The organism is Flavobacterium sp. JLP (assembly GCF_015350755.1).
GTDB lineage: Bacteria > Bacteroidota > Bacteroidia > Flavobacteriales > Flavobacteriaceae > Flavobacterium.
The window spans coordinates 707,873-728,256 of the sequence record NZ_JADKPS010000001.1 but is presented as its reverse complement, the minus strand read 5'-3'; the positions used below and the strand labels follow the sequence as shown (position 1 = coordinate 728,256).

Here is a 20,384-nt window from a genome sequence, read left to right as displayed (position 1 = left end):
ATTATTGATTGAGTTGAGGATAATTTGATGTTATTGCTGCATTTTAAAGTAATAATCAGCAGAATGTTTTCCTCCTCCATAAAACAAGAAAAACACACAAAGCAATAATACAACGATCGCTAATATTAAGCTTTCAGAGTGCATATGTCCCATAAAATTGATTAGAACTGCACCAAATAAAATTGGCAATTGAGCTGCAATTGCCCAGCGGGTGAGCAACCCAAAAACAATCATAATTCCGCCAATCATGTGGGCTGGAGCGATATAATGCAAAAGAAACATACCGCCTCCATATTGATCAATGGGAGATATTAAATCATGTAAATATTGCGCATTTGTTACAAACGAAATTCCTTTCATAAATAAAAAAACGCCCAATACAATACGTACTAAATCTACTGGTAAATAAGTGTGCGAATTAGCCCATTTATTCAAACTTTTTACATTTTCCATGATACTACGTGATTAAAAATAATATACTAAGTTACTAATTTTTAGTGATATATTTATTTTTAAGTACCTGAAAATAAGTTTTTTACTATTTAATTAACGTATTTTGAGAATTTCTAAAAACTAAACTTGAATAACACCCAAGTTGAATGCTTTTTGAATAGGTGCATGATTAGCAGCTTCAATTCCCATCGAAATCCAAGTACGAGTATCTAGCGGATCAATAATAGCATCTGTCCATAATCTAGAAGCAGCATAATAAGGAGAAGTCTGCTCATCATATCTTGCTTTTATTTTATTAAAAAGTTCAGCTTCCTTGGCTTCATCTATAATTTCTCCTTTTGCTTTAAGCGAAGAAGCTTCAATTTGCGCCAATACTTTTGCCGCTTGTGTTCCGCCCATTACAGCAAGTTCAGCACTTGGCCAAGCAAAAATTAATCTTGGGTCATATGCTTTTCCGCACATAGCGTAATTTCCTGCGCCATACGAATTCCCTACAATAACAGTAAATTTTGGCACAACTGAGTTGCTTACAGCATTTACCATTTTAGCGCCGTCTTTAATGATACCGCCATGTTCAGATTTTGACCCTACCATAAAACCCGTAACATCCTGCAAAAATACAAGTGGAATTTTCTTTTGATTGCAGTTTGCAATAAAACGTGTTGCCTTATCAGCGCTGTCAGAGTAAATTACGCCTCCAAATTGCATTTCGCCTTTTTTGGTTTTTACCACTTTTCTTTGATTGGCAACAATTCCAACTGCCCAACCGTCAATTCTGGCATAACCTGTAATAATAGTTTGACCGTAACCCTCTTTGTAAGCTTCAAACTCCGAGTTATCAACTAAACGATTGATGATTTCCATCATGTCGTATTGTTCGTTTCTGGCTTTTGGCAATATTCCGTAAATATCCTTTGGTTCTAAAGCAGGTTTTTCAGCTTTGATTCGGCTATATCCAGCCTTATCATAATCGCCGATTTTATCCACTATATTTTTTATTTTGTCTAAAGCATCCTTATCATCTTTAGCCTTATAATCAGTAACGCCTGAAATTTCACAATGCGTAGTTGCACCGCCTAAAGTTTCATTATCAATAGTTTCGCCAATAGCAGCTTTAACCAAATAACTTCCGGCAAGGAAAATACTTCCTGTTTTATCTACAATTAAAGCTTCATCGCTCATAATTGGCAGATAAGCTCCACCCGCAACACAACTGCCCATTACAGCGGCAATTTGAGTGATTCCCATACTGCTCATTTGAGCGTTGTTTCTAAAAATGCGTCCAAAATGCTCCTTATCTGGAAAAATTTCATCCTGAAGTGGCAAATAGACCCCAGCACTATCTACTAAATAAATAATGGGCAATCTGTTTTCCATGGCAATTTCCTGTGCGCGCAGATTTTTTTTACCGGTAATAGGAAACCAAGCGCCCGCTTTTACGGTTGCATCGTTAGCCACAACAATACATTGCTTTCCTTTAATGTATCCTATTTTGATGACAACACCTCCTGAAGGACAGCCTCCATGTTCAGTATACATTCCTTCGCCAACAAATCCTCCAATTTCAATACTTTTAGCATTTTCATCCAATAAATAATCAATACGTTCGCGAGCCGTCATTTTACCTTCGGCATGCAATTTCTGAATGCGTTTTTCACCTCCGCCTAATTTTACTTTGGCAAATTTTTGTTTAAGTTCTGAAAGTAATAGTTTATTGTGATCTTCGTTTTTATTGAAGTTTAAATCCATAAGAAATTGATGTTTTTACAAAATAGTGTTGGCTAATTTACAAAATCAATTGAAATAAACAGAATATTCGAAGTTTCTTTACAACACTAATCTTAAGATTTTAGAAACCGCTGTAAACAAAAAAAACAGAAGCGAACTTCTGTTTTTATATATTTTGATTTTAAGATTATTTTTTAGAATCGCAAACCATTCTTTTTAAGATTGCCCATTGTTTCAAAGCATCACGGGCTTCGACAGCCGGATAGCCCAGCATTGTTTTGCCTGCAGGAACGTCGCCAACAACGCCCGAACCAGCACCTACAATGGCACCGTCACCAATAGTAGTATGGTCTTTTATTGATGCGCTTCCGCCAATGATAACTCCATTTCCTAGGGTTACAGAACCTGCTAAACCACTGTTTCCTGCCATAATACAAAATTTGCCTAATTTACTATTATGCCCAATTTGTACTAAGTTGTCAATTTTACAGCCATCGCCAAGAACAGTAGAACTGAATTTTCCTCGGTCGACACAAGTGTTCGCGCCAATTTCAACTCCATTTCCTATTATTACATTTCCAATTTGTGGAATTTTAACCAAACCTTTTTCAGAACAAGGACGAAATCCGAAACCATCTGCACCAATAGTGGCATTTGGATGAATGATACAATCGTTGCCAATATGACAACGCTCGCGAACCACACTTCCTGACCAGATAATTGTATTTTTTCCGATGGTGCATTCATCTAAAATAGTCACATTTGGGTAAATAGTTGCATTAGCACCAATTTCTACTTTTGGTCCTATATAACATCCGGCACCAATTCGGGCACCTTCGCCAATTATTGCGGTTTCATCTACAGTAGCTGTTTTGTGAATATTGGTGTGAAATATTGGAGTAGGCGGAGCAAAAAGAGCTAAAATCTGCGACATTGCTAAATCAGCATTCTTAACTTTGATAAAAGCACGATTTTCTCCAGGTTCTATAGAAATATCTTCATTTACAACAGCAATAGATGCATTTGAAGTAGACCAGTATTTTTCATATTTTTTGTTTCCTATAAACGAAATTTCTGAAGTTGTAGCTTTTTCTAATTGCTCTGTTGCTGTTATGCTCTGAGAAGTTGTGCCGTAAATTACGCCATTAATCACTTCGTTAATTTCTTGAATAGAATAGGATTTCATCGTTTGAATTTAATTGATTTAGGGGGCTATTTTTTGCCAAATAAAATCAATTAGATTCTAATTACCTAATATTTTTTTTGTGTTTGTTGAAAAATATTTAAAATAACAGTTTAAATATTACAAAATTAACATTTTAGCTATTAATTTATTAAATTAATGTTACACTATTGTTATTGAGTTGTTTAATGAATTAGGTATGAATTTGGTTACTTTTAAGCTTTAGAATCTGGTTATTTTATTGATAAGTAGTAACTTACATTTGTTTTGTTAATGTAAAAATTAAATTTAAAAAAAGCGATTCACTTATAATTAAGGAATCGCTTTTGAAAATAGTTAGTCTTTTATTTTTGAAAGAGAAACTGCATTGATACAATAACGCAGTCCGCTTGGTTCAGGGCCATCAGGAAAAACATGTCCTAAATGAGCATCACAAGTATTACATACTACTTCAACCCGAATCATTCCATATGATTTGTCAGCATGATATGCAATTGCATTTTCTTTTATTGGCTGTGTAAAAGAAGGCCAGCCTGTTCCTGATTCAAATTTCTCGCTCGCATCAAAAAGCAAAGTGCCACAACATTTACATTCGTAAATTCCCGGATCAAATAAACTGCAAAGCTCAGAGCTAAATGATCTTTCTGTCCCTTTTAAGCGTGTTACTTGATATTCTTCCGGAGTTAAAAGTGCTTTCCATTCTCCTTCTGTTTTTTCTACTCTTTTTTCAGGAACTGGATTTCCCTTATTCGTAAAACGAATTATATCGGCCCATTTTATCATAATATATTTTTTTAGTTTGACGTTTAAAGTTTCAGGTTTCAGGTTTCAAGTTTACTTTGACTGAAAACTGCGACTTAATACTTAAAATATGAATACTGATTTCTACTCTTCCTCTTTCTGTCCCATCATCATTAAAAATGCTTTTAGGAATCCATCAATATTTCCGTTCATAACGCCGTCAACGTCACTGGTCTCATAACCGGTACGAACGTCTTTGACTAATTTATAAGGCTGCATTACATAATTGCGTATTTGCGAACCCCATTCGATTTTCATTTTGCCGGCTTCGATATCAGCACGTTGTGCCTGCTGTTTCTTTAACTCGATTTCATACAGCTGAGAACGCAGCATTTGCATAGCACGCTGTCTGTTATCTTGCTGTGATCGTGTTTCAGAACATTGAATCTGAATTCCGGTTGGTTTATGCACTAATTGTACTTTAGTTTCAACCTTATTTACGTTTTGCCCTCCGGCACCGCTAGAGCGCGAAGTTGTAATTTCGATATCAGCAGGATTAATGTCAATTTCGATACTGTCATCAACAAGCGGATAAACATAAACAGATACAAATGAAGTATGACGTTTGGCATTACTGTCAAAAGGAGAGATTCGAACAAGACGATGAACGCCGTTTTCTCCTTTTAAATATCCAAAAGAATAATCGCCTTCAAATTCTAAAGTCACCGTTTTTATTCCTGCAACTTCACCTTCCTGAAAGTTAAGTTCTTTAATCTTGTAGCCATAACTTTCTCCCCACATCATATACATACGCATCAGCATTCCGGCCCAGTCACAACTTTCTGTTCCTCCGGCACCAGCTGTAATCTGTACTACGGCGCTTAAACTGTCACCTTCGTCAGAAAGCATGTTTTTAAACTCGATGTTTTCAATATGAGTTTGTGTTGTGTTATAATGCTCGTCTAATTCTTCTGCAGAAAGTTCTCCTTCTTTATAAAAATCATAAGCGAGCTGCAATTCATCTGTAAGCTCGATGGCTTTATTGTAATCTTCGATCCATTTTTTCTTGTTTCTAAGATTTTTAACAATGACTTCAGCTTCTTTTGCATTGTTCCAAAAGTCGGGAGCAAAGGTTTTTTCTTCTTCGTTAGCAATTTCAATTAATTTGGCATCAACGTCAAAGATACCTCCTCAACGCACCAAGGCGCTCCACAATACCTTTTATTTGTTCGGTAGTTGTCATAAATTAATAATAGTTTTATATGTTTTTTATAAATATTACGTTAATTTGGTTTCTAGTTTATTGCTGAGTTAAAATTTATTAAAACTCACAAAGAATAACTATCAGTATTACGTAATTTTGTTGTACAAAAATAAGATATAGTTTTTAGAATATGGAAATAAATTTAATTAGCGATACCATTACCAAACCGACATACGAAATGTTGCAGTATATGTTTAACGCTCAAGTTGGTGACGACGTATACAAACAAGATCCTACAGTTATCGAATTAGAGACTAGAGTAGCTGAATTTTTTGGTATGGAAGCAGGACTTTTTTTTCCGTCTGGAACTATGGCTAACCAAACTGCCATTAAACTTCACACACAACCTGGGGAACAATTGATTGCCGATAAATATGCTCATGTTTATCATTATGAAGGAGGAGGCGTTTCTTTTAACAGCGGTGTTTCATGCTGTTTATTAGATGGAGACAGAGGAATGATAAACGCGCTTCAAGTAGCTGGTGCGATTAATGATCCTGAATTTTATCACAGTCCGCTAACGAGTTTGGTTTGTGTAGAAAATACGACGAATAAAGGCGGAGGTGCGTGTTATGAATTAGAAGATTTAAAAGAAATAAAAAAGGTTTGCGACGCTAATAACTTGAAATTCCATTTAGATGGAGCCAGAATCTGGAATGCTTTAGTGGCAAAAAGACAAAATCCAAAGGAATTTGGAGCGATTTTCGACACTATTTCCGTTTGTTTGTCTAAAGGTTTAGGTGCACCAATTGGTTCTGTTTTGTTAGGAAGCAAAGCTGATATTCACAGAGCGTTGAGAATCAGAAAGATACTTGGTGGAGGAATGCGCCAAGTTGGTTATCTGGCAGCGGCCGGATTGTATGCTTTAGCCAATAATATAGAAAGATTGGCAGAAGATCATAGAAGAGCAAAAGAAATTGCAGCCGTTTTAAGTACAAAACCTTGGATTGCATCAATAGAACCAGTAGAAACTAATATTTTGATTTTTTCATTAGCAGAAGGCTATAGCGACCAGCTTTTGATTGAAAAATTAAAACAAAAAAATATTTTAATAAGTTCGCTAGGACACAATAAACTCAGAATTGTAACACATTTAGATTACAAAGAAGTAATGCATACTTATGTAATTGAAACGCTTACAAAGTTTTAAAAAAAAAGATTCTAAGACGCTAAGATTCTAAGATCCTAAGTTTTTTCCACAGGAACTTAGAGTCTTAGAACCTTAGTAACTCAGTATCTTATTTAAAAAGATTATCCATTCCTGGAATCATCGGCATATCCATTTTTGCAACAGCGTCAAGTTCTCTTTCGTTTACACTCGTTGCTTTTTCAATAGCTTTATTTAGTGTTACGATTAAGTAATCTTCTAATTGTTCTTTATCATCTAGTAAAGAATCGTCTATAGAGATCGATTTTACTTTTCTATTAGCAGTCAATGTTACTTTTAATAATCCGTCAGCACTTTGCTCGTCAATCAAAACAGTATCCAGACGCTTTTTTGTATCTTCAATTTTTTGTTGGGTTTCTTTAAGTTTGCCCATCATTCCCATTAAATCCATTTTATTGATTTTTTAAATTATTTCATACAAAATTAGTATATTGCTGTATTATATCAATAGAATATTTTATGAAAAAATTAATTCTGTTCTATTACGTTTGTAGTATTTTTGCTCCTTCGTATTTAAAAACTAATGCTCAATCAATGCAAAACGATATAAAGGCTCCAAAAGCTAAAGAAATTCCAAAATCATTAAAAAAACATAAAGAGATTCGGGTCGATAATTATTTTTGGCTGAATGACCGAGAAAATCCAGAGGTAATCGATTATCTAAATAAAGAAAACGCTTACTACGAAAGTATGACGTCAAGTACAAAAGGTCTTCAGGAGAGTTTGTACGAAGAAATGAAAGGCAGAATTAAAGAAGATGATTCATCTGTTCCTTATTTTTATAACGGATATTTTTATATCACTCGTTTTGAAACAGGTCAGGATTATCCAATTTTTGCCAGAAAAAAAGGTAGCCTTTCGGCAGAAGAAGAAATTCTGTTCAATTGTAATGAATTGGCAAAAGGGCACGCTTACTTCAAATTAGGAGGTTTAAGTGTGAGTCCAGATAATAAATTTGCCAGTTTTGGAGTAGATATTGTAGGCAGACGAATCTACACCATTCAAATTAAAAACTTAGAAACAGGAGAAATTTTATCTGATAAAATTGAAAATGCTACAGGCGGATCAGTTTGGGCTAACGACAATAAAACTATTTTTTATACCAGACAAGACGAAGTTACATTACGATCAGATAAAGTTTTTAGGCATAAATTAAATACAGATTCTAAAGAAGATGTTTTAGTTTTTAATGAAACCGATGACACTTTCAGCGTTTCTGTCAGTAAAGAAAAATCACGAAAATATATTGTAATTGGCTCAGGAAGTACGTTGACAACTGAGTATAGAATTTTGAATTCAGATAATCCAGATGGAGAATTTGAAGTATTCCAAACACGTGTACGTGGTTTAGAATACAGTATTTCGCATTTTGAGGATTCGTTTTATATTTTAACCAATAAAGACAAGGCAACCAACTTTAAGTTGATGAAAACGCCTGAAAATAAAACAAAGAAAAGAAATTGGGTTGATGTAATTCCGCATCGCGAGAATGTTTTGCTGGAGGATATTGAAATCTTCAAAAACTATTTAGTTGTCGAAGAGCGCTCAAACGGATTAAATCACATCCGAATTATGCCTTGGAACGGTGAGCCAGATTATTACCTGCCTTTTGGAAGTGAAACTTATAATGCCTTCACGACAACAAATATTGATTTTGATACTGATATTTTGCGTTACAGTTATCAATCGCTTGCAACGCCATCGTCTGTAATCGATTTTAATATGAAAACAAAAACCAAAGAAGTTTTAAAAGAACAAGAGGTTTTAGGAGGAAAATTTGATAAAGAAAATTATGTTGAAGAACGCGTTTGGGCTACTGCAAGAGATGGAGTAAAAGTGCCTATTTCGATGATTTATAGAAAAGGATTGCAGAAAAATGGTAAAAATCCGTTGTTGCTTTATGCTTATGGTTCTTACGGAATCACAATGGATACGTATTTTTCGTCTACAAGACTTTCGTTGTTAGATCGCGGTTTTGTTTACGCAATCGCCCATATTAGGGGAGGTGAGGATTTAGGAAGGCAATGGTATGAAGACGGAAAACTGTTAAAAAAGAAAAATACCTTTACAGATTTCATCGATTGCTCTAAATTTGTAATACACGAGAAATATACTTCGCCAGAACATTTGTATGCTGAAGGAGGATCTGCCGGAGGACTTTTGATGGGCGTTATTGTAAATGAAGCTCCAGAATTATATAATGGAGTTATTGCTCAAGTACCTTTTGTAGATGTTATTACAACAATGCTCGATGACAGTATTCCGCTGACAACTGGGGAATATGACGAATGGGGAAACCCAAACAATAAAAAATATTACGATTATATGTTGTCGTATTCGCCTTACGATAATGTAAAAGCGCAAAATTATCCTAACATGTATGTATCAACCGGATTGCACGATTCACAGGTACAATATTGGGAGCCAGCCAAATGGGTAGCCAAATTGAGGACTTTAAAAACAAATGACAAGCTTTTGTTTTTAGATACTAACATGGATGCTGGACACGGTGGCGCTTCAGGACGTTTTGAAGCTTTGAAAGACTTAGCAAAAGAATTTAGTTTTTTATTAGATTTAGAAAAAATTAAAAGCTAATTAGAAATTTTTTGTTAAATTTGCAACCTATCGAGGTTATTTAAAAATACCTTTGATTAACTATTTTTTTATGAAAGAAGAAATAAACGCTTATAATAATGTTTTAGAGTTAATAGGTAATACCCCACTTATTAAGCTAAATAAAATCACCGAAGACTTAGAAGGAAATTTCTACGCAAAGGTAGAAGCTTTTAATCCAGGACATTCCTCAAAAGATAGAATAGCGTTATATATTATTGAAGAAGCCGAGAAAAAAGGAATTCTTTCTCCAGGAGATACCATTATCGAAACGACGTCTGGTAATACAGGTTTTAGTTTAGCTATGGTAAGCATTATTAAAGGTTATAATTGTATACTGGCTGTAAGTTCAAAATCATCGAAAGATAAAATTGACATGCTAAGAAGTTTGGGAGCTAAGGTGTATGTCTGTCCCGCTCACGTTTCTGCAGATGATGAAAGATCATACTATAATGTAGCAAAACGCTTGCATGAAGAAACAAAAGGGTCAGTTTATATTAATCAATATTTTAATCAGCTTAATATTGATGCCCACTATAACTCTACAGGTCCTGAAATTTGGGAACAGACAAAAGGACAAATTACCCACCTTATTGCCTGCAGCGGAACTGGAGGAACAATCTCTGGAACTGCAAAATTCTTAAAAGAGCAAAATCCAAATATCAGAATTTTAGGAGTTGATGCTTTTGGATCAGTATTAAAAAAATACCACGAAACAAGAGAATTCGATAATAAAGAAATTTACCCATACAGAATTGAAGGTTTAGGTAAAAATCTGATTCCATCTGCAACAGATTTTGATATCATCGATAAGTTCATGAAAGTGACTGATGAGGAAAGTGCTCACGCTGCAAGAGAAATTACTAGAAAAGAAGGTTTGTTCGTGGGATATACTTCTGGTGCTGTAATGCAAGCAATTAAGCAATATGCAGAAGAGGGAGAGTTTACAAAAGAAAGTAATATTGTTGCGATTTTCCCGGATCATGGTTCACGTTATATGAGTAAAGTATTCAGTGATGACTGGATGAACGAACAAGGATTCTTTGATAGTGTAAACGAAGAAGAAGTTCAAAAAATTGAATTCGTAAAGTAGATTTAAATACTTTTTAAATATCCAACTCCATTTGTCAAAAGCAAATGGAGTTTTTTTTTGTAAAAATGTCTTTACAAATATTAAATGTAAATGCTTTTAAAAGCCTGTAGTTTTTAATTTAATGAGAATAATGTATTTATACTTTAAGAGTGTTTGGTAATGTTGAATTAAATTTATAGTTTTAACAAAATTAATAAAAGTATAAGTAAATTTAATTAAGAATTTTTAATTATCATTTTTGATTATTTAAGTTTGTTGGTAAGTAAATTCTTGTACATATTATAATATTAGCATGGTTAAAGAATACTGTTTTTAATACCCCTAAAATCTGCCCTATGAATAAATTATTACTGACATTAATGTTTGTAAGTTTTTTTAATGCAAATGCTCAAAATCCCGTTCAAGAATTTAATTTCAACGGAAACCTAAGCAATATAGATAAGACAATTTCCTTTTTAGGAACCTCTGCTTTTGTAAATGACAGAATGGGAGCTGCGAATGGAGCGCTACGACTTTCTGGCAAATCTTTGCAAACTGTTGTAGGTGATCTTCCACAAGATAATAAACCGAGATCAATATCGGTTTGGGTAAAATTTAATACAATTGCTTCGGCAAATTACATTTTCGGTTATGGAACTGCTGCAAACGCTCAGTATTTTGGTTTGCTGCAACAAGGCACTACAAACTCAAATTCTGATGTAAGTCTAGCAGGCTGGGGTACTGGAAATGATGTAATCGTGTCAGTTCCGCTTCAAAAAGGTGTTTGGTATCAATATAGTATTACCTATGATGGCACTACTTCTAAGTTATATCGCAATGGTGAACTATTAAAATCTTCAGGCGGAATTTCGCGCGCGACAAAAGGATATATTCTTAGATTAGGACAAATGAATGCAAATGTTGGAATTAATGCCGATATCGACGAACTTAAAGTATACAATGTTGCAATGACAGATGAGCAGGTTATGGAGTATTATAACAGTTCAAAACCATTAGCAGTTGCAGTAGCTGAAAAGCCTTCGACAGTAAAAAAAGCTGTTGCAGAAACAAAGACTGAAGTAAAGGCTACACCTGCAGCTTCTGCAACAGGTAATATTGTTGCAAAGAAGGTTGAGGTTTTTTCTCAAGGAAAAAAAATAATTGGAAGCAATGCAACAAATATTAGTGAATTGCCTGAAGGAACTTATTTATTGAAAATAACAAACGGTCAAAATTAAAAATGGCTATTTTGATTGCAAATTGAAATAAATATTACTTCTAAATATAAAGCTCCATTCATGTAAAGTGTTTGGAGTTTTTTTTGTTATAAACTTTCATAAGATTGAATTTCTCTAATGAGGTTTTTTTTATATAATTACAAATACCGTATTTATACGTAAGAAAAAAAGAATTTTATTGTGATAAATTTATAATTTTAATAGTATTGCAATAAGTATAAGTAAATATAATTAAGCCGTAAAAATGATCAATTTTGGTTATTTTAACGATTATTTAGGTTAGTTGTCGGAAAAATTTTAGACCAAAAACATAAAAATATAGTTTAGCAGTGTTAAAATCACACAATGTTTTAATGCTCAAAATTTACTTTTATGAAAAAACTAATGTTTTCTTTACTGTTTGTAAGTTACTTAAATATTAATGCGCAAACGCCAATAGAGGAATTTAATTTCGATGGCACTTTAGTTAATACTAAAAATACAACTTCATTTATGGGAACAAATAATTTTGTTGCCGATAGAAATGGAGTTGCGAATGGAGCACAGCGACTCGTTAAAAAAGCGATGGAAGCGATTATAGTTGATCTTCCTCAAAATAATAATGCTAGAACAGTTTCTATCTGGGTAAAATTTAATGACATTGCTTCTGCAAACTATATTTGGGGATATGGCACTGCCTATAATGCTCAGTATTGTGGACTATTGCAGCAAAGTACAGTTTCTTCTAATTCTGATTTAAGTCTTGCAGGCTGGGGAGCCAGCAATGATGTAATTGTTTCAGCACCATTATCAAAAAGTGTTTGGTACAACTACACTATTACTATTGATGGAACAGCTTCCAAAATATATCGCAATGGCGAACTTTTAAAATCGGTGAACGGTATTGCTAGAACTACAAAAGGTACTATTTTTAGATTAGGTGAAATAAACACAACAATTGGCATTAACGCTGATATAGACGATTTAAAGATATACAATATCGCATTGACTGATGAGCAGGTAAAAGCTCTTTATGAAGATTCTAAGCCTGCTATAGTTGTTGCAGCAACAGAATCCACACCAGTTGTAAAAACAAAAGGTACTGGTAAAACAAAAGCGGTGTCTAAATCCCCATCAAATGCAATTATTACGAACAGCGATTTAAACGGAGTAACAAAAAATGTTGAGGTTTACTCTCAAGGACAAAGAATATTAGGGAACAATGCAAACATTCATGATTTGCCAGAAGGAACTTATTTGTTGAAAATAACAAATTCTTCCTCAAAGAAAGTAACATCAAAATAGGAGTAAAACTTAGGTTAATAAAATAGTTAGTTATTTATATTGTATTAGTAGCAATTTAATTTTTTGAATAGTGGAAAAAAGCCTTCTAAAAAGTAAATTTCAGAAGGCTTTTTTGATTTAACTTACTACGCTGATTACTATTAGTATCAAACGAATTTTTGATTCTTATATAGTGTTTTACTATATCTTTAGACTCTGATAATAATTTGAAGAATGTTTACACGATCAATACTTAAAAGTACTTTACAGAATCATCAATTTTTTCTTTTAATTATCTACTTTTTTTCTGTTGACCCGGTGCATAAGCTTTCGCACTTTTGCTTCCAGACATTTTTTTAGCCTGACCAGGAGGAACCTTTGATGAACTTGTGCTGTGTGTATGTGTTGTACAGCTTATAACGCTTAATACTACAAACAAAATTACCATAATGATAACGGCAAATTTGGTAAATTTAGATGTTTTCATAAATTCTTTTTTTTTGAGGAAAGGCAAATATAATGGTTTAAATGAATTTTCATAATTTTAAATCTTAGTTTAAAATGATTAAAGACAAAAAAAGCCCTGAATCAATCAGAGCTTTTAAATATTTTAAATAAAGAAAAAAATTATGCTTCTTGCATAGTGTGATAAACGTTCATTACGTCATCATCTTCTTCAATTTTTTCTATTAATTTTTCAACGTCAGCAATTTGAGCTTCAGTAAGTTCTTTTGTAATTTGCGGAATACGCTCAAAACCTGAAGATAAAATTTCTAAACCTCTGTTTTCTAATTCTTTTTGTAAAGCACCAAAGCTTCCAAAAGGAGCATAGATTAAAATTCCGTCTTCGTCTTCAAAAACTTCTTCAGCACCAAAATCAATTAATTCCAATTCTAATTCTTCTGGATCAAGATCTCCTTTTGCAATTCTAAAATTACAAGTATGATCAAACATAAACTCAACAGAACCTTGAGTTCCCATTGTCCCGTTGCATTTGTTAAAATAACTGCGGATGTTAGCTACAGTTCTATTATTGTTGTCAGATGCCGTTTCAATTAAAATTGCAATTCCGTGAGGAGCATATCCTTCAAATAAAATTTCTTTATAATTGGCAGTATCTTTATTGCTTGCATTTTTTATTGCACGCTCCACATTGTCCTTAGGCATGTTAGCGGCTTTTGCATTTTGTATTACAGCTCTTAATCTAGAATTGGCATCTGGGTTTGGTCCGCCTTCTTTAACAGCCATTACGATGTCTTTACCAATTCGGGTAAATGTTTTGGCCATTGCTGACCAACGTTTCATTTTTCTTCCTTTTCTAAATTCGAACGCTCTTCCCATTACTAATTTTTTATTTTGAGATGCAAAAATACGGTTATTCCTTATTTTTCCAAAATCAATTCTATTCTTTTTTAGATAAGTTAAAAAAGTTTCACGTTTCAGGTTTTAGGTTTTTGTTGGAATGCTTAGAATATCCATAAATAAAAAGTTCAATTCGGTATGAATTGAACTTTTTATTGAAACCTGAAACCTGAAACCTGAAACCTGAAACCTGAAACCTGAAACCTGAAACCTGAAACCTGAAACCTGAAACCTGAAACCTGAAACCTGAAACCTGAAACCTGAAACCTGAAACTACTTAGACGCATTAAATTCATTAATAACATTCACCGCTTCATTCAGGTACGGATTGGTTTTTAGATTATCAATCTGGTACTGGTTTATGGTTTTATCGTTAGGATATACGCCAAGCAAAAATTGATTTACAGTAGAATTATAAACGTCCAGCGGATTGTTTTCATCATTAAAAGTATTGATTTCTTTCCAAAGCGAATTGACAATTTTTTTCTGTTTGAAAACGGCATCCAAAGTCATCGGAAGTTCCGCTTTTGGAGTATTAACTATTTGATCAATTTTTTGATTGATTTTTTTGATATCGTTGAAATAGAAATTATCGGCCAATCTTGCAGTTGAATTTTTGGCTAGTTTATCAATTAAAGCTCGCTTTACGTAAGGTTTGTATTTTAAAAAAGGTGCAATACTGTCGTTTTTTATAGCAGTCGGAAAATCACTTTCTTTTTGATAAACATCTTCATAAAACTCAGGAAGCACAACATCTGGCTCAACACCAACATATTGGTGGCTTTTGCCTGTAACTCTGTAAAATTTATTGATTGTAATTTTTAAAAAATCAGTGTTTTTATCTTCGTCAAGCGAAAGAATCGTTTGCATTGTCGCCTTTCCTAATGTATTGCTTCCTATTAAAAGCGCACGATTATAATCTTGTAATATTCCTGAGAAAAATTCGCTTGCAGATGCCGTATTGCTGTTGACAAGAACTACAATTGGGCCTTTATAAATTAATCCTCTGTAAGGATCGTTAATTATTGATTTTTGTTGTTTATTGTCTATAACAACAGAAATCGGACCGTAATCAACAAACATTCCGGCTAGTTTTATTGCTTCTTCCATAGATCCGCCGCCGTTGTCAATTAAATCGATAACTAATCCTTTTATATCATCTCTTTCGAGTTTCATTACTTCTCTGGCAACATCATCCGCACAGCCTTTTCTGCTGTTTCCATCTAAATCAGCATAGAAGCTCGGTATTTTGATATAGCCAATTTTGCTGTCTTTCCCGATTATAAAGCTGAAAACCGAATTATCTTCGTCTTTCATCACTTGCTTCTCAATGTAAACATCAAAATTTTTACCCGAATTTCGTTTTAAGGTCAGTGTAATACTTTTATTAGACTCAGATAAAATCATATTCGAAATAGATTCTAATGACGCACAAGAAACCTGCAAAGTCTCTTTTTGATTGGAAATAGAAATAATCTGGTCGCCTTTTTTAATTTGTCCCGTTTGGTATGCCGGACCATTCGGATCGATTTCTTCTATAATTATTTCGTTTTTTTCATTCAGATTAACACTCATCCCGAGAGATAAATGTTCTTTAGATAATGAAGCTACAAAACTGGTTTTAGAGTCATCGCTGAAATAGGCAGTATGCGGATCAAAATAAGTACAAAAGAAATTATAGAGATTTTCTTCCTGTCTAACTTTGGTTTCTAGAAGTGTGCTTATGCGGCAGATTTCATTCGATAAAATTAAATTTTTTGAAGCGGTTTCGATTGATTTGAAATTAGCTTTAATAGAATCTAAATTTTCGCTGGTTTCGGCCATTTCATCTAAAATCTGGTAGCGCAGTTTTTTCAGCCAGACTTTTTCTAAATCTTCTTTTTTAAGATAAAACGGAAAAGCTTTTTTATAAAAACGGATAGTGTCTTTTTTTGCGTAATCTATAGTTCCAAGCTGAATTTTTTCTAAGACAGCTTTTGTTCTAATTAATCCGTTTTTATATTTTTCTGTAATGTCAGTTAAAAAACTGCAGTCGTTTGCAAGAATTAAATCATCTAAATTTAAACGGTATTTTTTAGACATTTCGTCATATTCACTTTTAAAAAAGATGTTTCGGGAAGGGTCTAATTCATTGATTAGATTGTCAAAAACAAAAATTGATAAACTGTCATTTACAGGTTTTGGCCTGATATGCTCAGTTTGTATCATTGCATTGATTTTATTTAGGATTTGGCACGTTTCATCACTATTTTGACTAAATAGAAATGTTGTAGCAAACAAAAATAACAGCCAAATTTTTTTCATAAACAATAACTTAAGACATCTACATTAAAGTTACGTTTATTTTTTGATAATGGTTTATATTATTTCTAAAAAATCTTACAGATAAAAAATCATAAAATGTCACAGATTAAAAATAGTATGTGAAATAAACCGCCTAATCTTTTTTAATCTCGGGCAAAAAAAAATGCATTACCATAATAGTAATGCATTTCGCAGTATTTTTATTCTTACAATTATTTTTTGTAAAAAGGCAGTTTTACCACTTTTGCTGGAACATCATTTTTTCTAATTCTGATAAAAATGTCGCTGTCAATTGCACTATTGTTTACAGTAACATATCCTAAACCAATTCCTTTATTCATAGAAGGAGACATTGTTCCAGAAGTTACAATACCAATTACAGCACCTTCAGCGTCAACAATTTCGTAATCATGTCTTGGTACAGCACGTTCTTGCATTTCAAAAGCCACTAATTTTTTAGAAACACCCTCTTCTTTTTGTTTTTTAAGATTATCAGAGTTTGTAAAATCTTTAGTGAATTTAGTAATCCAGCCTAAACCAGCTTCAAGAGGAGATGTTGTATCATTAATATCATTTCCGTATAGGCAGAATCCCATTTCTAAACGTAAGGTATCGCGGGCTGCAAGTCCAATTGGTTTGATTCCGAAAGCAGCACCAGCTTCAAAAACTTTATTCCAAACTTGTTCTGCTTCGCTGTTTTTGCAGTAAATTTCAAATCCTCCAGAACCAGTATATCCTGTAGCAGAAATAATTACGTGCTCAATTCCAGCAAAATCACCTACTTCAAAATGATAATACGGAATTGCTGCTAAATCTACAGAAGTCAAAGCCTGCATTGCCTCAACAGCTTTTGGTCCTTGAATTGCTAATAATGAATAATCATCAGAAAGGTTTTTCATCTCAACATCCAAATCATTTTGCGATGAAATCCAGTTCCAGTCTTTTTCAATATTAGAAGCATTTACAACAAGTAGATACTGCTCTTCTTTCATTTTATATATGATCAAATCATCAACGATTCCGCCATCATTGTTTGGCAGGCAAGAATATTGCGCTTTTCCAATTGTCAAAGTAGAAGCATCATTCGAAGTCACTTTCTGAATCAAAGCCAAAGCGTTTGGTCCAGTAAGTAAAAATTCACCCATGTGCGAAACGTCAAAAACGCCCACACTGTTACGAACTGTTTCGTGTTCAGCATTTACGCCTTCGTAAGTAATAGGCATATTGTAACCGGCAAAAGGCAGCATTTTCGCTCCCAAACTCTCATGTATGTGCGTAAGCGCAGTATTTTTCATTGTGTTGTTTTATAAAATTGTGTCGCAAATTTATTCAAAAAATATCGAAAATCACTAGTCAAAATTATAAAATTCGCAATAATCAGGAGCTATTTCCAGCTTTCCGTTTCAAGTCCTCATAAAAAAAGCAAAGTTTCTAATGTTCTAAAAAGAGCTTCCTTCGGTCGCTTTTTCAGAACAAGAAACTTTTGCTTTTTTTACTCCGGGCTTTCCACTGCAATCTGGGCTAGGATCGAAAGCTTAACAAAATCTTTATTCTTTAATTTTTGCGTAACTTTAATTCAAAATCATTCAAAATGAAAGATCCTTTTTTAATTACAAAAGAAGAAATACTGAAATTCTATAAACCAGTAAATTCTCATACACATAAAGGAATTCAGGGTCACGCCGTTATTATCGCCGGAAGTTACAGCAAAATAGGGGCAGCGGTTTTAGCATCAAAAGCTTGTCTGAAATCTGGCTGTGGACTTGTAACGACTTTTACGCCAAAATGTGGTTATCAAATTCTACAGGTTTCCATTCCCGAAGTTATGGTGGTCACCGATGAAAATTCTAACTTTATAACTAATATTCAGATCCCGTTAATTCCACAGGCAATCGGAATTGGTCCTGGAATCGGGAAGGAGCTGGGCACTCAAAAAGCGTTATTTGAGTTTTTAAGAGTCAATAAAATACCTTTGGTTCTCGATGCAGATGCGTTGAATATTTTGGCAGAAAATCAATCTTGGCTTGAATTAATTCCAGAAAACACCATTTTGACACCACATCCAAAAGAACTAGAACGTTTAATTGGCAAGTGGAACTCAGATTCCGAAAAATTTCAAAAAACAATTGCTTTTTCTGAAAAGTATAAAGTTATTATGATCATGAAAGGCGCACCTACTTTTATTATCAATAAAAGTGAAGTTTACCAAAACACTACAGGAAACGCTGCTCTTGCGACAGCCGGAAGCGGTGACGTTTTAACCGGAATTATTACAAGTCTTCTTGCGCAAGGTTACGAACCAAAATATGCAGCAAAACTTGGTGTTTATATTCATGGTTTAACTGCAGATATTGCCTTGCCAGAAACGGGTTATGAATCTTTTATAGCTTCGAATATTATCGAGAATTTAGGGAAAGCTTTTTTGAGTTTGGCTTAACCGCAAAGAACGCAAATTATTACTAATAGAGATTTATTCTCATTTTTTGTCATCCTGAGCGAAGTCGAAGGACAACAAAGATATTCCTCAAAGTTTAATTTCTTTGTCGAGTTACTTGCACCGCTTCGACCTCTCTCAGGGTGAGAAACTAAACAATACAATCTAAAAACAGCTTTGCTTTCTTTGCGTAAACCTTTGCGCTCTTTGCGGTTAAATTACTAAGTTTGTAACTATGAAAAACAACTTCGATCTCAGAACGGTAAATGTTACACGTTATATCACGCCATTGCGAGAAGGCGGTTCTTTACCCGCTTTGGCAGAAGCCGATGACGACTTTAAATACGTATTAAAATTCAAAGGTGCTGGTCACGGCGTAAAAGCTTTGATAGCCGAATTAGTTGGCGGACAAATTGCAAAATCCTTAAAATTGCAACTTCCGGAATTAGTTTTCGCCAATCTCGATGAAGCTTTTGGAAGAACCGAAGCCGATGAAGAAATTCAGGATTTACTGCAAGGAAGCCAGGGATTAAATCTGGCACTTCATTTTTTATCTGGTGCCATTACATTTGATCCTGTTGTTACAACTGTCGATGCTAAATTGGCGTCGCAGATTGTTTGGCTTGATGCTTATATTACAAATGTAGACCGAACTTTCAAAAACACTAATATGCTGATTTGGCATAAAGAATTATGGTTGATTGATCACGGGGCCTGTTTGTATTTTCATCATTCTTGGAACAATTGGGAACAGCATGCTAAAAGTCCGTTTGCGTTAATAAAAGACCATGTTTTATTGCCGCAGGCCTCACTTTTAAAAGAAGTCGATGCTGCATTTAAAGCGCTTTTAACAGAAGAAATTCTGGAAGAAATTGTAAACACAATTCCGCAAGAATGGCTGCAATGGGAAGATACCGATGAAACGCCAGAAGCTTTGCGAAATGTATATTTACAGTTTTTAAAGACACGACTAAATAATTCCGAAATCTTTGTAAATCAGGCTCAAAATGCAAGATAATCACTTATATGAATATGCTGTGATTCGTGTTGTACCAAGGGTAGAGCGCGAAGAATTCCTGAATATCGGAATCATTTTATTTTGCAAAAAAGCTAAATTTATTAAGGTATTATCGCATATTGACGATGCCAAAATTGAAGCGCTTTCTAGCGATTTCGACATTGAACAGCTGCATTGTAATGTAACCGCACTTAAAAAAATTGCAGCCGGAGATAAAGATGGCGGACCAATTGGCGAAATGGATATTCCATCTCGTTTTCGCTGGCTTACAGCAATTCGAAGTTCAGCAATTCAAACTTCAAGGCCACATTCAGGACTTTGCGAAGATTTGGAAAAAACGGTTCAACGATTGTTTGAAGAAATGGTTCTTTAAGGAAGGTTCAAAGAGGAATAGGTTCAAAGAGACAAAGGTTCAAAGAGACAAAGGTTCAAAGAGACAAAGGTTCAAAGGGACAAAGGTTCAAAGAGACAAAGGTTCAAAGATACAAATGTTTAAAGATACAAAGGTTCAAAGATACAAAGGTTCAAAGGTTTTTATTTGAT

The 20,384-nt window shown here is 33.9% G+C and carries 18 protein-coding genes; 8 read left to right on the top strand and 10 right to left on the bottom strand.

What is annotated here, in order from left to right:
• Positions 1-30: 30 nt before the first annotated feature.
• From IRZ83_RS03265 to prfB, 5 genes are all read right to left on the bottom strand, one after another.
• On the bottom strand, positions 31-453 hold the full coding sequence (locus IRZ83_RS03265) for a DoxX family protein (RefSeq protein ID WP_029269310.1): 423 nt from the start codon (positions 451-453) through the stop codon (positions 31-33).
• Positions 454-573: 120 nt separating this feature from the next.
• The gene (locus IRZ83_RS03260; RefSeq protein ID WP_194566814.1) at positions 574-2,202 is read right to left on the bottom strand and encodes an acyl-CoA carboxylase subunit beta; all 1,629 of its coding nucleotides are present in this window, start codon (positions 2,200-2,202) and stop codon (positions 574-576) included.
• Between the two features lie 166 nt (positions 2,203-2,368).
• The gene (lpxD, locus tag IRZ83_RS03255) at positions 2,369-3,367 is read right to left on the bottom strand and encodes a UDP-3-O-(3-hydroxymyristoyl)glucosamine N-acyltransferase (protein WP_194566812.1); all 999 of its coding nucleotides are present in this window, start codon (positions 3,365-3,367) and stop codon (positions 2,369-2,371) included.
• A 333-nt stretch (positions 3,368-3,700) separates the two neighbouring features.
• Entirely contained in the window at positions 3,701-4,147 is a 447-nt protein-coding gene (gene msrB, locus IRZ83_RS03250; protein ID WP_194566810.1) for a peptide-methionine (R)-S-oxide reductase MsrB, read from the bottom strand.
• A 102-nt stretch (positions 4,148-4,249) separates the two neighbouring features.
• Positions 4,250-5,348, bottom strand: a protein-coding gene (gene prfB, locus IRZ83_RS03245; protein ID WP_157494947.1) for a peptide chain release factor 2 whose coding sequence is annotated in 2 segments (ribosomal slippage) — positions 4,250-5,284 and positions 5,286-5,348 — 1,098 coding nt in all. Because the reading frame shifts where the segments join, the coding sequence is not laid out codon by codon here.
• Between the two features lie 151 nt (positions 5,349-5,499).
• Between prfB and IRZ83_RS03240 the strand changes: the two genes are divergently transcribed.
• Positions 5,500-6,519 carry a threonine aldolase family protein gene (locus IRZ83_RS03240; RefSeq protein WP_194566808.1) on the top strand — a complete coding sequence of 340 codons (1,020 nt, stop codon included), beginning with the start codon at positions 5,500-5,502 and terminating at the stop codon, positions 6,517-6,519.
• Positions 6,520-6,607: 88 nt separating this feature from the next.
• On the opposite strand, the gene IRZ83_RS03235 is transcribed toward IRZ83_RS03240, so the two are convergent.
• The gene (locus IRZ83_RS03235) at positions 6,608-6,928 is read right to left on the bottom strand and encodes a YbaB/EbfC family nucleoid-associated protein (RefSeq protein WP_194566806.1); all 321 of its coding nucleotides are present in this window, start codon (positions 6,926-6,928) and stop codon (positions 6,608-6,610) included.
• A gap of 68 nt (positions 6,929-6,996) precedes the next feature.
• Between IRZ83_RS03235 and IRZ83_RS03230 the strand changes: the two genes are divergently transcribed.
• The 4 genes from IRZ83_RS03230 (at position 6,997) to IRZ83_RS03215 (ending at position 12,744) form a co-directional block, all read left to right on the top strand.
• The gene (locus tag IRZ83_RS03230; RefSeq protein WP_194566804.1) at positions 6,997-9,132 is read left to right on the top strand and encodes a S9 family peptidase; all 2,136 of its coding nucleotides are present in this window, start codon (positions 6,997-6,999) and stop codon (positions 9,130-9,132) included.
• 70 nt (positions 9,133-9,202) lie between these two features.
• Positions 9,203-10,243 (top strand): PLP-dependent cysteine synthase family protein, encoded by a 1,041-nt coding sequence (locus IRZ83_RS03225; RefSeq protein WP_029269326.1) that lies wholly within the window; start codon positions 9,203-9,205, stop codon positions 10,241-10,243.
• Between the two features lie 335 nt (positions 10,244-10,578).
• Positions 10,579-11,460: a LamG domain-containing protein gene (locus IRZ83_RS03220; RefSeq protein WP_194566802.1), complete on the top strand. Its 882-nt coding sequence runs from the start codon at positions 10,579-10,581 to the stop codon at positions 11,458-11,460.
• A 372-nt stretch (positions 11,461-11,832) separates the two neighbouring features.
• A complete protein-coding gene (locus IRZ83_RS03215; RefSeq protein WP_194566801.1) occupies positions 11,833-12,744 on the top strand; it encodes a LamG domain-containing protein in 912 nt (303 codons plus the stop codon).
• A gap of 271 nt (positions 12,745-13,015) precedes the next feature.
• Here the strand turns inward: IRZ83_RS03215 and IRZ83_RS03210 are convergent, their stop codons facing one another.
• The 4 genes from IRZ83_RS03210 to gcvT all read right to left on the bottom strand — a co-directional run bounded on the left by IRZ83_RS03210 (position 13,016) and on the right by gcvT (position 17,684).
• A complete protein-coding gene (locus IRZ83_RS03210; RefSeq protein WP_194566800.1) occupies positions 13,016-13,210 on the bottom strand; it encodes a hypothetical protein in 195 nt (64 codons plus the stop codon).
• Positions 13,211-13,350: 140 nt separating this feature from the next.
• Complete coding sequence (locus IRZ83_RS03205) at positions 13,351-14,064, bottom strand: YebC/PmpR family DNA-binding transcriptional regulator (protein WP_029269334.1); 714 nt, start codon at positions 14,062-14,064, stop codon at positions 13,351-13,353.
• A gap of 294 nt (positions 14,065-14,358) precedes the next feature.
• The gene (locus IRZ83_RS03200; protein ID WP_194566799.1) at positions 14,359-16,389 is read right to left on the bottom strand and encodes a S41 family peptidase; all 2,031 of its coding nucleotides are present in this window, start codon (positions 16,387-16,389) and stop codon (positions 14,359-14,361) included.
• A gap of 212 nt (positions 16,390-16,601) precedes the next feature.
• A complete protein-coding gene (gene gcvT, locus IRZ83_RS03195) occupies positions 16,602-17,684 on the bottom strand; it encodes a glycine cleavage system aminomethyltransferase GcvT (protein ID WP_194566798.1) in 1,083 nt (360 codons plus the stop codon).
• A 296-nt stretch (positions 17,685-17,980) separates the two neighbouring features.
• On the opposite strand from gcvT, the gene IRZ83_RS03190 reads away from it, so the two are divergent.
• From IRZ83_RS03190 to IRZ83_RS03180, 3 genes are all read left to right on the top strand, one after another.
• The gene (locus IRZ83_RS03190; RefSeq protein ID WP_194566797.1) at positions 17,981-18,826 is read left to right on the top strand and encodes an NAD(P)H-hydrate dehydratase; all 846 of its coding nucleotides are present in this window, start codon (positions 17,981-17,983) and stop codon (positions 18,824-18,826) included.
• A 232-nt stretch (positions 18,827-19,058) separates the two neighbouring features.
• Positions 19,059-19,841 (top strand): HipA family kinase, encoded by a 783-nt coding sequence (locus IRZ83_RS03185; RefSeq protein ID WP_194566796.1) that lies wholly within the window; start codon positions 19,059-19,061, stop codon positions 19,839-19,841.
• Entirely contained in the window at positions 19,831-20,214 is a 384-nt protein-coding gene (locus tag IRZ83_RS03180; protein WP_194566795.1) for a DUF3037 domain-containing protein, read from the top strand. Before IRZ83_RS03185 ends, IRZ83_RS03180 begins: the two co-directional genes overlap by 11 nt.
• Positions 20,215-20,384: the final 170 nt, after the last annotated feature.

Excerpts from the sequence above, each read along its gene's own strand:
- IRZ83_RS03265 (WP_029269310.1), bottom strand. The coding sequence starts at position 453 with ATGGAAAATGTAAAAAGTTTGAATAAATGGGCTAATTCGCACACTTAT.
- IRZ83_RS03260 (WP_194566814.1), bottom strand. The coding sequence starts at position 2,202 with ATGGATTTAAACTTCAATAAAAACGAAGATCACAATAAACTATTACTT.
- lpxD (WP_194566812.1), bottom strand. The coding sequence starts at position 3,367 with ATGAAATCCTATTCTATTCAAGAAATTAACGAAGTGATTAATGGCGTA.
- msrB (WP_194566810.1), bottom strand. The coding sequence starts at position 4,147 with ATGATAAAATGGGCCGATATAATTCGTTTTACGAATAAGGGAAATCCA.
- IRZ83_RS03240 (WP_194566808.1), top strand. The coding sequence starts at position 5,500 with ATGGAAATAAATTTAATTAGCGATACCATTACCAAACCGACATACGAA.
- IRZ83_RS03235 (WP_194566806.1), bottom strand. The coding sequence starts at position 6,928 with ATGGATTTAATGGGAATGATGGGCAAACTTAAAGAAACCCAACAAAAA.
- IRZ83_RS03230 (WP_194566804.1), top strand. The coding sequence starts at position 6,997 with ATGAAAAAATTAATTCTGTTCTATTACGTTTGTAGTATTTTTGCTCCT.
- IRZ83_RS03225 (WP_029269326.1), top strand. The coding sequence starts at position 9,203 with ATGAAAGAAGAAATAAACGCTTATAATAATGTTTTAGAGTTAATAGGT.
- IRZ83_RS03220 (WP_194566802.1), top strand. The coding sequence starts at position 10,579 with ATGAATAAATTATTACTGACATTAATGTTTGTAAGTTTTTTTAATGCA.
- IRZ83_RS03215 (WP_194566801.1), top strand. The coding sequence starts at position 11,833 with ATGAAAAAACTAATGTTTTCTTTACTGTTTGTAAGTTACTTAAATATT.
- IRZ83_RS03210 (WP_194566800.1), bottom strand. The coding sequence starts at position 13,210 with ATGAAAACATCTAAATTTACCAAATTTGCCGTTATCATTATGGTAATT.
- IRZ83_RS03205 (WP_029269334.1), bottom strand. The coding sequence starts at position 14,064 with ATGGGAAGAGCGTTCGAATTTAGAAAAGGAAGAAAAATGAAACGTTGG.
- IRZ83_RS03200 (WP_194566799.1), bottom strand. The coding sequence starts at position 16,389 with ATGAAAAAAATTTGGCTGTTATTTTTGTTTGCTACAACATTTCTATTT.
- gcvT (WP_194566798.1), bottom strand. The coding sequence starts at position 17,684 with ATGAAAAATACTGCGCTTACGCACATACATGAGAGTTTGGGAGCGAAA.
- IRZ83_RS03190 (WP_194566797.1), top strand. The coding sequence starts at position 17,981 with ATGAAAGATCCTTTTTTAATTACAAAAGAAGAAATACTGAAATTCTAT.
- IRZ83_RS03185 (WP_194566796.1), top strand. The coding sequence starts at position 19,059 with ATGAAAAACAACTTCGATCTCAGAACGGTAAATGTTACACGTTATATC.
- IRZ83_RS03180 (WP_194566795.1), top strand. The coding sequence starts at position 19,831 with ATGCAAGATAATCACTTATATGAATATGCTGTGATTCGTGTTGTACCA.